Raw genomic sequence first — 14,909 nt, 5'->3', positions numbered from 1 at the left:
TTGGTTACAAAATTTCATGAAAATCAGGGCGTCTAGAATCATGGAGGCCGATATGAAAGGTGTTGTCTTTGTAGAGCTAATCGCAATGGCGGAATCAATTGCAGGCGAAGAGTTGGTCGATGAGATTATCGATTCTTGCGATCTGGAATCCGGCGGGGCCTTTACCGCGGTGGGCAATTATCCCTGTGGCGAGCTGATGACGCTGGTTCAGGCCTTCGGTCAGGCGCTGAATGCACCGGTAGAGGATTTGCAATCCAAATTTGGCCAGTGGATGTTTACCAAATTTATCGATGGCTATCCGATGTTTTTCGCCGGCAAAAACGATGCCTTTACCATGCTAGAATCCATCGAAAACGAGGTGCACGTAGAGGTGCGCAAACTGTACCCAGAGGCAGAGCTGCCCAGCTTTAAGACCGAAAGGATCAGCGACAGCGAGCTGATGATGATCTATTCATCAGAGCGCCCCTTGGTGGCATTTTGCCTAGGCATGATACAGGCCTGTGTCGACCATTTTGGCACCCCCGCCACCATCACCCACAAAGATCGGACAGAAAACGGTAAATACTATTCTGATTTTAACATTGTGATGGCCCAGTGAACAGACCCCCTGCCAACGTTGCCCCCAAATCAGATACCGTAACGCGCCGAAGGTACGAGCGCGCCACCCGCGCACGCCAAGAGGCCGAATCTCTGCTGGATAGCAAAAGCCGTGAGCTGTGGGAGGCCAACCAAAAACTACAACAACAGGCGGAAAACCTAGAAGAGCTGGTAAATGCCCGCACCCAAGATTTAGGGGTGGCCCTACAGGCCGCTAGGGCCGCCAGTACCGCCAAGAGCACTTTTCTGGCCAGCATGAGCCATGAAATCCGAACCCCCCTAAACGGGGTGCTGGGCATGGCCGAGGCGCTGATGGATACCCCGATAAGTGCCGAGCAAACTAAAATGCTGGGCATTATAGCGGACTCTGGGCAGATGCTGATGTCTGTGTTGAATGACATATTAGACATTTCCAAGATCGAGGCAGGCCAAATGGAGATCGAAAAGGCGCCCGTTCACTTGGCCAAATTATTCGCCTCTTTGGAACAGCTCTACACCCCCAAGGCGCGCGAAAAAAACCTAGAGCTGGCTCTGCGCATGGGCGCACAGGTGGATCAATGGATATTGGGGGATGCGACGCGGCTACGGCAGGTGGTGGGGAATTTGGTTTCAAATGCGATCAAATTTACAACTGCCGGCAGCGTGCAAATTCTGGTAGATCTGATCCAGCAGGGCGGTGGCCAATTTCTGTTGACCATCGATGTTAAAGATACCGGAGAAGGCATCCCAGAGGATCGGCTGCATCGGCTATTCAAGCCATTTTCACAGGTTGATTCCTCGATCGCACGCAAATATGGCGGCACGGGGCTGGGCCTGTCGATTTCCAAACAGATCTGCGATTTGCTGGGCGGTACAATTTCTGTGCACAGCACCGTCGGCCAGGGCACGCAATTTAGCGTAACAATGCCGGTGCATATCTCGGCAAAGCCCAAAGAAACGACCAAGGTTCTAGAAGGCGCGATATCAATATTAAACCAACAGCGGTGGCGGATTTTGCTGGCAGAGGACAACCGCACCAACCAAATCGTGTTTCAAAAGCTGCTGGGGGCTTATGATTTGGATATTGTCGTGGTGGATAATGGCGCCAAGGCTGTTCAGGCCTATCAGGACGGGGCCTTTGATGCTGTGTTCATGGATATCAATATGCCCGCGGTCAGCGGTATAGAGGCCACCCAATCCATTCGCCAATTGGAAAAAACCCACAAGACCCCGCGGGTGCCGATTTGTGCGCTGACGGCCAATACTATGAAACAACAGGTCGAAGAGTATCTAAGCAAGGGGTTTGATTCCCACCTAGGCAAGCCAATGAAAAAGGCGGATCTGATTGCCAGCATGGCGGATATTTTGGCGGATCGGGGTCGTCAACACCCCCAATAACTGTGATTATGTTAATAAACCCCTACAGCATCCGGCCATAGGGGCAAAGTTCAGGCGCCATTATGCCGGTTTAAACACCAAGCTTACGCCATTTAGGCAGTGGCGCTTGCCGGTTGGTCTTGGGCCATCGTTAAAAATATGACCCAAGTGGCTACCGCATCTGCGGCAATGGCATTCTGTGCGCCGCGTGAACAATGTATCGTCATTTTTGGTACGAATTGCATTGTCCAATACATCCCAAAAGCTGGGCCAGCCTGTTTTGCTGTCGTATTTTTTATCCGATGAATATAACGCCAGATCACACCCCCTACAATGATACAACCCATCGCGTTTTTCGGTATTCAGGGGGCTGGAAAATTTGCGCTCGGTCTTCTCTTCGCGCATGACCAGATACTCGGCCTCGGACAACATCTTGCGCCATTGCGCAGGGCTGCGCGTGATTTCAAACGTACCCGCAGAGACCGCAGAGGCACCGCTGGAAAATACAGCAGCAGAGCCCAGATAGATAAATTCGCGACGTTTCATAATAATCTCCTTGTTCAAAATTGGCCTGCCTGATCGCCCATCACACAGGCCACTTGGGGGCTGGAGCCACCTAATTATTTGGGCAACAACACTTTGTCTACAACGTGGATCACACCATTAGATTGGTTTACATCCGAAATCGTCACCCGACCAGCATTACCGCTTTCGTCAAAAATGTATACCGCATTGCCATCTACTTTGGCAGAGAGCGCATCGCCCGAAACGGTCTGCATGTGGTAAAAACCATCTGCGCCGATGTTGCTCATGATGTCTTTGGCTGTGATGTCACCAGCAACGACATGCGCGGTTAGAACCTTGGTCAATGTATCCTTGTTTTCTGGTTTTAGCAAGGTTTCCACCGTGCCCTCTGGCAATGCAGCAAAGGCATCATTCACCGGGGCAAACACCGTAAATGGGCCAGCGGACTGCAAAACATCTACCAAACCAGCCGCCTTTACCGCAGCAACCAATGTTGTGTGATCCGCAGAGTTAACGGCGTTTTCGACAATATTCTTGGCCTCATACATCGCCGCACCGCCAACCATAGGGTTTTCAGCAAAAGCAGCACCAGCCGCAAGTGTGATCGCGGCAACCGTGCCAAGGAAGTTGAATTTAGTCATTGTTATATCCTTTCGATTTCAGCCGGGCTTTTTGCCCGGAGATAATGAAACCACGTATCCGCATTCAAAAAAGTTTCACTCTTTTTGAATTATTTTCTACCGCATTGATTTCTATTAATAATATATGGAATTTAACCCCGAGAATAACACCAACCCCCAGAATCATCCCCCGCTGGGGCCCGCGAAATCTGGATAAACAATGGTGGGCGGGCTGCGCGCTTCACAGCCCAATACATCTAGGCACTGTCGCACCAGACAGGCCCTTACCATCCACCCCAAAGACCGGGCTAGAAATTGGTATGTTTCTGGCGCCTAACCGCGCCCTATAGCATCTCGATCGGCCCCGCCGCCAAAACCGGGCCTGTGGCCTGACCGGTCGGTGACCCACCCAGCGGCTCGTCGCTGATCGCGAACACCGCTGCGGTTAACCGATGGCGCAGGTCCTGTGGGATTTCTATGCGCGCCTCGGCCGTATCTGGAATAACCCCCAATGAGATAGGCACCGGGGCGCCCTCGGGGATCAGCCACATCTCGTGATCACGCCCCGCGGCGGGGGCGCCCTGCTGGCGGCGCACCACAAAAACACCCTGATCTGCGGAAAATTCAGCCGTGATGATGATGGATTGATCGGCGGTACTGATGCTGGTGCTATGGGTAGGTGTGATGCTTAACGGGTCATTAAACAACGTCAGAACAATAAACAGCCCCGCAATGGCCGCCATTGCGCCCCCCCCCAGAACCCAACGCCACAGCGCAGAAAACGTATTGGGTTTTGTGGTTTCTGCAAACAGGGCCGCATCGATCGATGCCTTTAGCCGCGCGGGGGGGGTCGTCGGCGCAAAATCATCAGACAGCGGGTGAAAATGATGGTCCCAATCGCGCACCAATTTACGCAGCCCCGCATCCTCACGCATCCGGGTCTCGAATGCCGCGCGATCCTGCGCAGACAGAAGATGCAGCGCATATTCCGCCGCTAGGGCATTGTCGTCTGGGTCATTTTTGTCCGCCACGCTCATCGTATCAAACACTCTCTTAGCTTTAGTAGGCTTCGCCGAAGCCAGGTTCGCATCGTATTCACAGGCACGCCGTATTTCTGCGCCAGCGCATCATATGTTTCGCCCATCAGATAAGCCCCGCGCACGGCACCTGCCTTTGGGTCGTCTAGTTCGTCTAGACACTGCTCGATCCGGGCGCGCTCTGATGCATCCAGCGCGGCCTGTTCTGGCGTCGGGCCAGTGTCGGCAATATCGCCGCGCTCGCTGATATCTTCGCTTGGCGCCTTTCTGGCCCGTAGCCGGTCTATGGCCAGATTGCGGGTCAGGGTGATCAACCATGTCATCGGGCTGTAGTCATTAGCGGCAAAGCGATCCGCCCTTTGCCAAATACGAATAAATGCCTCTTGCAATGCATCCTCTGCTTCGGCCCGATTATTTAAGACACGTAGACACACGCCAAAAAGTTTCGCCGAGGTGGCATCGTATAAGAGGTTAAAGGCTTTTCTATCGCCCAGACCCGTGCGCACAATCCATTCATTGATGTCCTGTATCTGTGCCATGGATGTATACGTGCGCCTGTCTGTGCTATGGATTGGATCGACTGTACGTATCAGCGGGTGGTTTGGCAATTTTTATCGCCGCGGGGCTATCTATACGACATTCCCCACATTCATCACGATATCGTGCAAACGCAAACCGAATCATCCCCCAAATTTTCAAAACCCTACAGCGCACATGCCGCCCTCAGGATCCGCTGAACCCTAAAAATGACGCAGGTCGACAGGGCTAAGTCGCGAAAAGAACATAAAAATCTCACAAAATAACATCAAAATGTTGAAAATCACAGCGAAATGTTATATTCAATCCCCATGAAAGCTCAGGAACGCAAAAACCGCATCATTGATCTGTTGGTCGAGCAAAGCCGCGCCAGCGTCGAAGAGCTGGCCGCCTCGTTCTCGGTGTCCAAGATGACAATCCACCGCGACCTAGACGAATTGGAATCCGCAGGCCTGTTGCGCAAAATTCGCGGGGGCGCATCCATAGAACCCAGCGCCCAATTCGAAAGCGGCTTTCGCTATCGCGAGCGGCGCGCCATTCAGGATAAACAGCGCATCGCACAGGCCGCCGCCGCCTTGATAGAGCCGGGCATGTGCATCCTGTTGGATGATGGATCAACCACCGGCATGGTGGCCGATCACCTCGCCACAATCCGTCCGTTAACGGTGATCACCAATAACCTGTCGGTGGTGACCAAGCTGGCCCAGGTGGATGGCATAAACCTGATCACCTTGGGCGGGAATTATTCACGCAAATTCAACGGATTTTTTGGCCTGCTGACCGAGGCCGCCCTGCGCGAATTGCGCGTTGATCTGGCGCTGGTGTCCTCATCCGCCATTGTCGGCAGCAAATGTTTCCACCAAGACCAAGAGGTGATCCAATCCAAGCGCCTGATGGTGGCCGCCGCCCACAGCAGCTGTTTGTTGGTGGATCACCAGAAATTCACCCGCACCGCCCTGCACTATTTCGCAGACCTCAATTCATTCGAGCAGGTCATCACCTCTCGCCCCCCTACCCCCGAAATCCAAGAGACCCTCACAAACGCCGGCGTGCACCTGCGCATCGCCCCCCACTAAAAAGGTTCAAACATGAGCACCCAAGACAAAGACGCACCCCTGCGCGAAGACATCCGCCTTCTGGGCAAATTGCTGGGCGATACCGTAAAGGCCCAAGCAGGCCCCGAAACATACGAATTGGTGGAAAAAATCCGCACCAATTCCATCGCCTTTGTGCGCGATGCCAATGCCGATACCAAACAATCGCTGGAAAAAACATTGGCCAGCATGACCCCAGAGGAAACCGTGGTGGTGATCCGCGCCTTTAGCTATTTTTCCCACCTTGCCAATATGGCCGAGGATCAGCACCACATCCGCCGCAACCGCGCCCATGAATTGGCAGAATCCCCCCCCCGCGATGGATCACTGGCCAAGGCATTCCAGCGCGCCATAACCGAAGGATCCAGCGTGCAGGACCTGCTGGACTTCTTTAACAATTCCACCGTTCGCGCCGTGCTGACCGCCCACCCAACCGAGGTGCGCCGCCAATCCACCATGCGCCGCGAAATCGCCATGGCCAAATTGCTGGCCAAACGCAGCCGCAACCAGCTGTCCCCCAGCGAACAGGCCGAGGTCGAGGCCAAACTGCGCCGCGCGGTTCTGGTGCTGTGGCAGACAAATATCATCCGCCCCGCCAAACTGACCGTGTCAGACGAGGTCTCCAACGGGCTGGCCTATTACGATTACACCTTCTTCAAAGAACTGCCCAAGCTGTATTCCGAAATCGAAACCAGCCTGACGCAAATGGGTGCCAAGGATGCCCACAATCTGGCATCCTTCCTTAAAACCGGCGCATGGATTGGCGGCGATCGCGACGGCAACCCCTTTATTGACAAGACCGTCATGCAGGGCACCATGAACACCCAAAGCCGCAAGGCCCTTGGCTATTACATCGAACAGGTGGGCAAACTGAACGACGAGTTGTCGCTGTCTTCGCGCCTGATCAATGTATCCGATGCTTTGCAAGACTTGGTCGGCCAATCCAAGGATAACTCTATCCACACCGCCACCGAACCCTATCGCAAGGCGCTAAAAACCATCAAGGCCCGCCTGTCCGCCACCCTGAAATCCCTAGATGGCCCCGCCAAACGGCGCGCGGGGCAATCAGGCTATGCCACCGCGCAGGATTTCACCAATGATCTGAACATCATCAAGGATTCCCTGATCGACAACGGCTCTGCCTTGTTGGCACAGGGGCGTTTGCACCAATTGCTGCGCGCGGTTGATTGCTTTGGCTTTCACTTGGCCAGCCTTGATATGCGCCAGAACTCGTCGGTGCATCAGGATGTGGTGGCGGCATTGTTCAATGCCCTAGACAACACATCGGACTATGCATCCCTTTCCGAGGACGCGCGCATTGCGCTCTTGTCAGCCGAGCTGCAAAACGCCCGCCCGCTGCTGCGCCCCGATTTCACCTATGACGATGCCACCACCAAAGAATTGGAAATTTTCCAAACCGCCGCCGCCCTACGCGCAAAATTTGGCGATCAGTGCATCCAGAACGCGATTATTTCCAATGCACAATCCGCATCCGATTTGCTGGAATTGGCCGTGATCCTAAAACAGGTCGGCCTTGTGCGCCCAAATGGCGACACCAGCATGCACCTGATCCCGCTGTTTGAAACCATCGGCGATCTACAGGCCTGTCCTGGCATTATGGATGCGCTGCTGTCCAACCCACAGTTTCGCCGCCTGATCGATGCCACCGACGGCACCCAAGAGGTGATGCTGGGCTATTCCGACAGCAACAAAGACGGCGGCTTCATCACCTCTAGCTGGGAGGTCTACAAGGCCGAGATAGAGCTGGTGAAAGTGTTCCAAAAACACGGCGTGAAATTGCGCCTGTTCCACGGGCGCGGCGGCACCGTCGGGCGCGGCGGCGGGCCCAGCTATGATGCCATTTTGGCGCAACCAAATGGCGCCGTGAACGGCCAATTGCGCCTGACCGAACAGGGCGAGATCATTTCCAGCAAATACACCAACCCAGAATTGGGGCGGCGCAATCTGGAAACATTGGCCGCATCCACCCTAGAGGCATCGCTGCTGCAAAAATCACGCCCAGATCCATTGCCCGACTACCTATCGGCCATGGATGAAATCTCCACCAATGCGTTTAAGAAATATCGCGGGCTGGTCTACGAGACACCAAATTTTGTGGATTATTTCTGGAATGCCACCGTGATTAATGAAATCGCCGGGCTGAACATCGGCTCGCGCCCCGCCTCGCGCAAGAAAACACGCGCAGTCGAAGATCTGCGCGCCATCCCATGGGTCTTCAGCTGGTCACAATGCCGCCTGATGGTACCGGGCTGGTATGGGTTTGGCACCGCCGTGCACCAATACCTAGCCGATCATGGCGATGCAGGTCTGGCCCAAATTCAAGGCATGTTCAAAGAGTGGCAATTCTTCCAGTCGCAAATGTCGAACATGGATATGGTTCTGTCCAAAACCGATCTGGGCATCGCGCGGCGCTATGCGGATTTGGTACCGGATCAAGATCTGGCCAAGACCGTGTTTGACATGATCAGCGCCGAACATGCGCTGACCATCGAGATGCTGTTCAAAATCACGGGCCAAACGCGGCTGTTGGAATCCAACCCGCTGTTAGAGCGCTCGATCAAAAACCGCTCGCCGTATTTTGACCCGATCAACCATATTCAGGTGGATCTGCTACGCCAGTACCGCGAGAATGAAAACGACGAGAACATCCTGCTCGGCATTCAGCTATCGATCAATGGCATCGCCGCTGGTCTACGCAACAGCGGATAAAAAAGGCGCGGGGGCGTGTACCCCCGCGCCTGCATTAGGGGGATTGGGGGCCCCTAACGAACCACATAAACCGAACAGCCCGAGTGGCGCACAATGCGCGCCGCATTCGGACCCAGCAAATAATCCTTGAAATCAGGCTTATGCGCGCCGACCACGATCAAATCCGATCCGGCCTCTTTGGCCACCTTTAGCACCTCGTCATAAGCATTGCCCGTGGCCACGATATGGCGGATTTTGATATCCCCCCCCGTGCCCAAGGCATCGATCACCTCTTGCTTTAGGCGTGCCTTGGCCTCGGCCAGTGCCTTGTCGTGATGCCCCTCGCTAAAGAAAGAGCCAACAACGCTCATGCCAAAATCAGGCACCACCGTCACCACATCCAAATTCGCCCCCTCCATCTCGGCCAGACGGGCGGCAATTTTTATCACCTTGGCGTCTTCGCCGCTGTTGCTGATGTCGACTGCAACCAGAACTGAACTGCTCATGATACCTCTCCTGTGCGGCCCACGCGGGCACGTTGTAATAGACCCACCAATACCAAGAGGATCAATGCAGGGATAAACACCCATTCCTTGGCCATTTGATCGGCGGGGGCCTTGACCGATGCGATCTGCACCGGCTGATCCCCATAGAAATCAAAGCTGCCCAAAGATGTCGCAAATGGCGAGCTGAACGAAGGCTCGTCCATTTTCACCACATCGCCCTCGGGTATCAACAACAGCCCCGTGGCATCCAGACGCGCCGATGCATCGCCCGCAACAGGCAGAACCAGCGTGGTTTCCTTGATTTCACCGCTGTCAAAATCAGGCCCAGAAACGATCAAGCGCATCTCGCCCCCCGCCTCTGCACCCGCCAGCGCCTCGGAAAATGCCGCAGGTTTAATATCCTCGAACGGCGGCTGAATGCGATTCATCACAAAATCAGGACGGAACAAAACAAAGGCAATCAACACCAAGGCCACGCTCTCGTAGATACGCGATTTGGTCACAAACCAGCCCATAGTACCGGCCGTAAAGGTCAGGATCGCAATCGAGGCAATCACAAAGACCAATATCCCCTGCGCCCAGCCCACATCGATCAACAACAGATCGGTGTTAAAGATGAATACAAACGGCAGGGCAACGGTGCGCAGGCTGTAGAAAAACGCCACAAACCCCGTCTTGATCGCATCCCCACCAGAAACAGCGGCCGCCGCAAAACTGGCCAGCCCCACAGGCGGGGTCACATCCGCCATAATCCCGAAATAGAACACAAACAGATGCACCGCAATCAGCGGCACGATCAAACCAGATTGCGCCCCCAATTCAACAACCACACCCGCCATCAAGGATGACACCACGATATAATTCGCCGTGGTCGGCAGACCCATGCCCAAAATCAAACTTAGCAAACCAACCATCACCAGCATCAACACCAGATTACCACCCGATAGGAATTCCACCAGATCGGCCATAACCTGACCAACACCCGTTAATGTTACCGTACCCACAATCACACCGGCCGTGGCCGTGGCCAGACCAATACCGATCATGTTGCGCGCGCCATCAATCAAGCCTTGGATCAAATCCGCAACACCATCGCTAAAGCGGCTAATGGGGTTTTCCTCGCCGCGAAACAGCGCCTTTAGCGGGCGTTGCGTCAACAGGATCACAAACAACAGCGATGTGGCCCAGAATGCCGACAGGCCAGGGGATTTCTGCTCGATCATTAGGAAATAGACCAAGACGATAATCGGCAACAGATAATACAGGCCGGCACGGTAAATCTCGCCAACCACGGGCAATTCCACGTCCTTGGCATTTGGATCATCCACCGCCAGATCTGGCACCGATGCCGCCAGCTTTAGCAGACCCACATAGGTGGCCAGCAACAGCAAGGACAGAATAATTCCAGACCCATCAGGCACCATAGAAATGATCGCGCGCACCGGATATTGCACCCCGTAACACAGGGCCGCAAAACCTACGAAAAACGCCATCATACCGCCAATGGTGCGCCCCATGGAAACCACACGGTTGCCAAGGGTGGGCATATTGGATTTCACCGCCTCTAGGTGCACGATGTACACCAATGCAATGTAGGAAATCGTGGCGGGTAGAAATGCGTGTGTGATCACCTCGACATAGGAAATATTCACATATTCCACCATCAAGAACGCCGCAGCCCCCATCACGGGCGGCATGATCTGCCCGTTGACCGAGCTGGCCACCTCGACCGCGCCGGCCTTCTCGGAACTGAACCCAACCCGTTTCATCAACGGTATGGTGAATGTCCCCGTGGTCACCACATTGGCAATAGATGATCCAGAGATCAGCCCAGTAGCCGCAGAGCCAACCACAGCCGCCTTAGCTGGCCCACCCTTTAGGTGGCCCAAGGCACCAAAGGCCATCTTGATGAAATAATTCCCCGCACCGGCCTTATCCAGCAATGCGCCAAACAACACGAACAAGAACACAAATTTGGTAGAAACCCCCAGGGCTATGCCAAACACACCCTCGGATGTGATCCACATATGGCTCATCGCCTTCTTCAATGATGCGCCCTTCCAACGGATTACATCAGGCACAATTTCCGAAGAGCCAAAGAAAACATACAACAAGAAAATCGTAGCAATGATCGCCATCGCAGGCCCCAGCGCACGGCGCGCCGCCTCGAACAATAGGATCAAACCAACCAGCGCAAACCATTTGTCGGTGTTATCCGCCAAACCACCCGCATCTACGATCTTTTGGTAAAAGAAAAACCCATACAGCGCGATAAACGCGCCCAAGCCCGCCATCACCCAATCTTGGATCGGGATATAATCCCGCGGGCTGGATTTCAGCGCAGGATAGGCCATAAAGGCCAAGAATATTGCAAAGGCCAGATGGATCTGACGTGAATTATTAATAATATCGCCGGGCAAAATATAATTTGCCAAGGGTGATGCCAAGATCACCTGAAACACCGACCAAACCACCGCAATAATCGCCAAGAACATGCCCACAGACCCCGCAGGCGCACGCGCGCCAGCATCCGTTGATGCCACCAGTTCCTGTAGCTCTTCTTCGCTTAATGGGCGATTCTCACTTGAATTCTCCGCCATAACCTCTCCCCTTTTTTAATAATGCCCCCATGGGCAAAGGGGCGCGCAACGCGCACCCCCATGATTTGATTATTTGATCAAACCAGCTTCTTTATAGTATTTAGCCGCACCAGGGTGCAGAGGGGCTGATAGACCAGCTGTGGCCATATCCGCAGGCTGAAGATGCGCAAACGCTGGGTGCAGCTTGCGGAAATCTTCGATGTTTTCCATCACTGATTTCACAACTTGGTACACCGCTTCTTCTGATACTTTGTCTGATGTTACAAATGTGGCACCCACACCAAATGTTGCGGTATCCGCATCATTGCCGCGGTACATGCCGCCCGGAATGTTGGCGGTACGATAAAACGGGTTATCCCCAACCAAAGAGGCAACCGCATCACCGTCAACGGTAACCAATACGGAATCACATGCGGTGGTGGCCTCTTGGATAGAACCAGATGGGTGACCAACGGTGTAAACCATGGCATCAATTTGGTTATCACATAGGGCGGCTGATTGCTCGGCGGCCTTCAGCTCTGTTGCCAATGCGAAATCACCGGTTGTCCAGCCCTTGGCCTCTAGCAATACTTCCATAGTGCCGCGCTGACCAGACCCTGGGTTGCCGATATTTACGCGCTTGCCCTTTAGATCATCAAAATTGGCGATGCCTGCATCGGCACGTGCCACCACGGTAAACGGCTCTGGGTGTACAGAAAATACTGCGCGCAGACCCTCGAATGCACCAGCCTCTTCGAATTTTGATGTACCGTGGAAGGCATGGTGCTGCCAATCAGATTGGGCCACACCAAATTCCAGCTCGCCTTCGCGGATGGTGTTGATGTTGTAAACAGAACCACCTGTTGATTCCACAGAACAGCGGATGCCGTGCTCTTTGCGGCCCTTGTTCACCAGACGACAAATCGCGCCACCTGTTGGGTAATACACACCCGTAACACCACCGGTACCGATGGTGATAAACTCTTCTGAATGCGCGGCAGGTGCCGTTACGGCCAAAACAGCAGCAACAGCTGATAGAGATTTTAACATTATACTTCTCCCATATGTATAAATTTCGTCGTGGCCCCGTAAACAGCACGGAACCCACGCTTGGTAACCATGTTCCAACCTCGCCAAAATTTCTATGCGCAGGGTTACCTAGGCAAATATACGTATTTGCCAGCCACCACGCCCGCCACACGCACCACAAGGCAAATATACGTATTTGCCCGCCACCACGCCCGCCACGCGCACTACAAGGCAAATATACGTATTTGCCCGCCACCGCCCCTTAGGCAAATTTACCAATTTACCCAATTCAATTTTTACAGATACTGCACTAGACTTCTTCACCACCCATAACCCCGTAGAAAGATCAGGGCACAGCATGAAACTCTCGCTCGGCGCACTGCTTGCAATCTGTCTCGCTGGCCTGCAATTTATCGCAGTCCTCACCGTGGTGTTGTTGTCCTATTTCACCTCGCAAAGGGTGCTGATCGATCACGCCCGCGCACAGATGTCCGATCTGGGCCAAAACGCCATCCTACATTCCAAAGGCTTCCTAGATCCCGCCCTTGGCACCGCACAATTGGCCAAGCGGCTGGCCGAAAACCAAATCATCGCCAGCGACAACCCAGAAGAACTAGAGGCCCTGCTGTTCCAGCAGCTCTTGCTGGCGCCTAAATTTTCTGGCGTATATTTTGGCGATGAACAGGGCAATTTCGTCTTCGTTAGCCGCACCGAGGCCACCGCCCCCTACCGCACCAAATTCATCCGCCAATCCGATACCCTCAGACATACAGAATACATTTGGCGCGATGCGGATTTTAACGTGGTCAAACGCCAGTCAGACCCACATGACACATTCGACCCGCGCGGCCGCCCGTGGTATACCCACGCCAAATCCAGCCGCGATATCATCTGGACAGACCCCTATATATTCTTCTCGTCACAACGCCCGGGCATCACCACCGCCACCCCCGTAATCGGCACCGATGGCCTGTTGCGCGGGGTGATCGGCGTGGATATCGAAATTCAGGCCCTATCGGAATTTCTGGCACAGCTGAAAATCGGCGCATCAGGGGCGGCGATGATCCTGAATCGCAACGGCGATGTTATCGCCCACCCAGACCCCAATCTGATAAAAATAAAACGCCCCAATGGTAATCTAGATTTTGTCAGCATCAGCGATATCCCCGATGACATCGCCCAAACCGCCTTTGGCACCCTGACCCCATCAGATATCGGCGCCCTAACCCAAGAGGTGCAATCAGATTTCCACCACAGCGGCGACAACTATGTCTCGACCCTGATCCCCGCGCATGGGCAATCCCTGCCATGGACAATTGCCATCTATGCCCGCGAGGATGATTTCATTGGCGGTATCAAAGACAACCGCACCCGCAACATCTGGATCGCCGCCGTTATCGCCATGATCAGCGGCGCCGCAGGGCTAAAGCTGGCACAATATATTAACCGCCCCGTGCGCAATTTCGCCAAACGCGCCACACAGGTGGTGCGCGGCGACCTGCCCGCCGATCACGCCCTAGGCAAAACCTACCCAGAGCTGCGCGAGGCCAACCAAACCCTGATCCAAGAGATCACGCGGCGCAAAACATTCGAACGCGAATTCGGCCTGACATTCGATATGGCCGCACAGGGCATGGCACAAATAGACCCAGAAACCGGCCAATTCACCCGCATAAACCAACAGCTGTGCGATATATTGGGCTATGACAACGACCAAATGCTGGCCATGCGCCTTGGCGATATCCTGCACCCCGATACCCCCGCCCAAGAGATCGCCCTGCGCGCCGCCCTGCACCAAGGCAATGCCTATGACCACGAACACCGCTTCTTGCACCACGCAGGCGGGGAAATCTGGCTGCGGCTAAACGCAATCCTGCTGCGCGATCCACAGGGCAACCCCCTGCATATCATCGCCAGCATCGATGACATCACCCAGCACAAAGAGGCCGAGCAAAAAATCAGCGCCCTACGCCAAGAGCTATCGCATTTCGCGCGGGTGAATATGATGGGCCAGATGGCCTCTGGTCTGGCACACGAGCTAAACCAGCCGCTGACCGCCATCACCCAAAACGCCGATGCCGCCCTCCTGACCCTAGAGGATCAATCAGACCCAAACCCAGAGCTGCGCCAGATATTAACCGAGCTGGACGCACAGGCGCATCGTGGTGCAGATATCATCCGTGCCCTGCGTGGATTTGTACGCAAGGATGGCGGCACCAAGGCCGCCTTTGATCTGGGCGAATTGGTCACCCAAACCTTCCGCCTTGTCCACCCAGAGGCCACCGAGCACCGCGTGGCGCTGATATGCGATCCCCCCCCC

General features: G+C 54.4%; 12 protein-coding genes. 5 read left to right on the top strand and 7 right to left on the bottom strand.

Annotation, left to right across the window (positions count from 1 at the left end; genetic code table 11):
• Positions 1–52 precede the first annotated feature (52 nt).
• Together QQL62_RS13140 and QQL62_RS13135 are read left to right on the top strand one after the other, a co-directional pair.
• Positions 53–598 (top strand): heme NO-binding domain-containing protein, encoded by a 546-nt coding sequence (locus QQL62_RS13140; protein ID WP_284380114.1) that lies wholly within the window; start codon positions 53–55, stop codon positions 596–598.
• The gene (locus tag QQL62_RS13135) at positions 595–1,974 is read left to right on the top strand and encodes an ATP-binding protein (protein WP_284380112.1); all 1,380 of its coding nucleotides are present in this window, start codon (positions 595–597) and stop codon (positions 1,972–1,974) included. The genes QQL62_RS13140 and QQL62_RS13135 overlap by 4 nt, the downstream gene beginning before the upstream one ends.
• 60 nt (positions 1,975–2,034) lie before the next feature.
• Here the strand turns inward: QQL62_RS13135 and msrB are convergent, their stop codons facing one another.
• From msrB to QQL62_RS13115, 4 genes are all read right to left on the bottom strand, one after another.
• Positions 2,035–2,499, bottom strand: coding sequence for a peptide-methionine (R)-S-oxide reductase MsrB (msrB, locus tag QQL62_RS13130; protein ID WP_284380110.1), 465 nt, complete (start codon positions 2,497–2,499; stop codon positions 2,035–2,037).
• 74 nt (positions 2,500–2,573) lie between these two features.
• On the bottom strand, positions 2,574–3,119 hold the full coding sequence (locus QQL62_RS13125; RefSeq protein WP_284380108.1) for a fasciclin domain-containing protein: 546 nt from the start codon (positions 3,117–3,119) through the stop codon (positions 2,574–2,576).
• 323 nt (positions 3,120–3,442) lie between these two features.
• A complete protein-coding gene (locus QQL62_RS13120) occupies positions 3,443–4,147 on the bottom strand; it encodes an anti-sigma factor (RefSeq protein ID WP_284380106.1) in 705 nt (234 codons plus the stop codon).
• Positions 4,132–4,674, bottom strand: coding sequence for a sigma-70 family RNA polymerase sigma factor (locus QQL62_RS13115; protein ID WP_284380104.1), 543 nt, complete (start codon positions 4,672–4,674; stop codon positions 4,132–4,134). The genes QQL62_RS13120 and QQL62_RS13115 overlap by 16 nt, the downstream gene beginning before the upstream one ends.
• 291 nt (positions 4,675–4,965) lie before the next feature.
• Between QQL62_RS13115 and QQL62_RS13110 the strand changes: the two genes are divergently transcribed.
• Positions 4,966–5,748, top strand: coding sequence for a DeoR/GlpR family DNA-binding transcription regulator (locus QQL62_RS13110; RefSeq protein WP_284380102.1), 783 nt, complete (start codon positions 4,966–4,968; stop codon positions 5,746–5,748).
• 12 nt (positions 5,749–5,760) lie between these two features.
• Positions 5,761–8,496 (top strand): phosphoenolpyruvate carboxylase, encoded by a 2,736-nt coding sequence (ppc, locus tag QQL62_RS13105; protein WP_284380101.1) that lies wholly within the window; start codon positions 5,761–5,763, stop codon positions 8,494–8,496.
• A gap of 53 nt (positions 8,497–8,549) precedes the next feature.
• Here the strand turns inward: ppc and QQL62_RS13100 are convergent, their stop codons facing one another.
• The 3 genes from QQL62_RS13100 to QQL62_RS13090 all read right to left on the bottom strand — a co-directional run bounded on the left by QQL62_RS13100 (position 8,550) and on the right by QQL62_RS13090 (position 12,610).
• Entirely contained in the window at positions 8,550–8,981 is a 432-nt protein-coding gene (locus QQL62_RS13100; protein WP_284380099.1) for a universal stress protein, read from the bottom strand.
• Positions 8,978–11,581: a TRAP transporter permease gene (locus QQL62_RS13095; RefSeq protein WP_284380096.1), complete on the bottom strand. Its 2,604-nt coding sequence runs from the start codon at positions 11,579–11,581 to the stop codon at positions 8,978–8,980. Before QQL62_RS13095 ends, QQL62_RS13100 begins: the two co-directional genes overlap by 4 nt.
• A 69-nt stretch (positions 11,582–11,650) precedes the next feature.
• Complete coding sequence (locus QQL62_RS13090; protein ID WP_284380094.1) at positions 11,651–12,610, bottom strand: TAXI family TRAP transporter solute-binding subunit; 960 nt, start codon at positions 12,608–12,610, stop codon at positions 11,651–11,653.
• A 337-nt stretch (positions 12,611–12,947) separates the two neighbouring features.
• On the opposite strand from QQL62_RS13090, the gene QQL62_RS13085 reads away from it, so the two are divergent.
• A partial coding sequence (locus QQL62_RS13085) for a cache domain-containing protein (RefSeq protein ID WP_284380093.1) occupies positions 12,948–14,909 on the top strand: 1,962 nt, incomplete at its 3' end.

This window comes from Amylibacter marinus (assembly GCF_030160015.1).
Classification (GTDB): domain Bacteria; phylum Pseudomonadota; class Alphaproteobacteria; order Rhodobacterales; family Rhodobacteraceae; genus Amylibacter; species Amylibacter marinus.
Note: the sequence above shows the minus strand (reverse complement) of the source record. Positions and strands in the feature narration are given on the sequence as shown.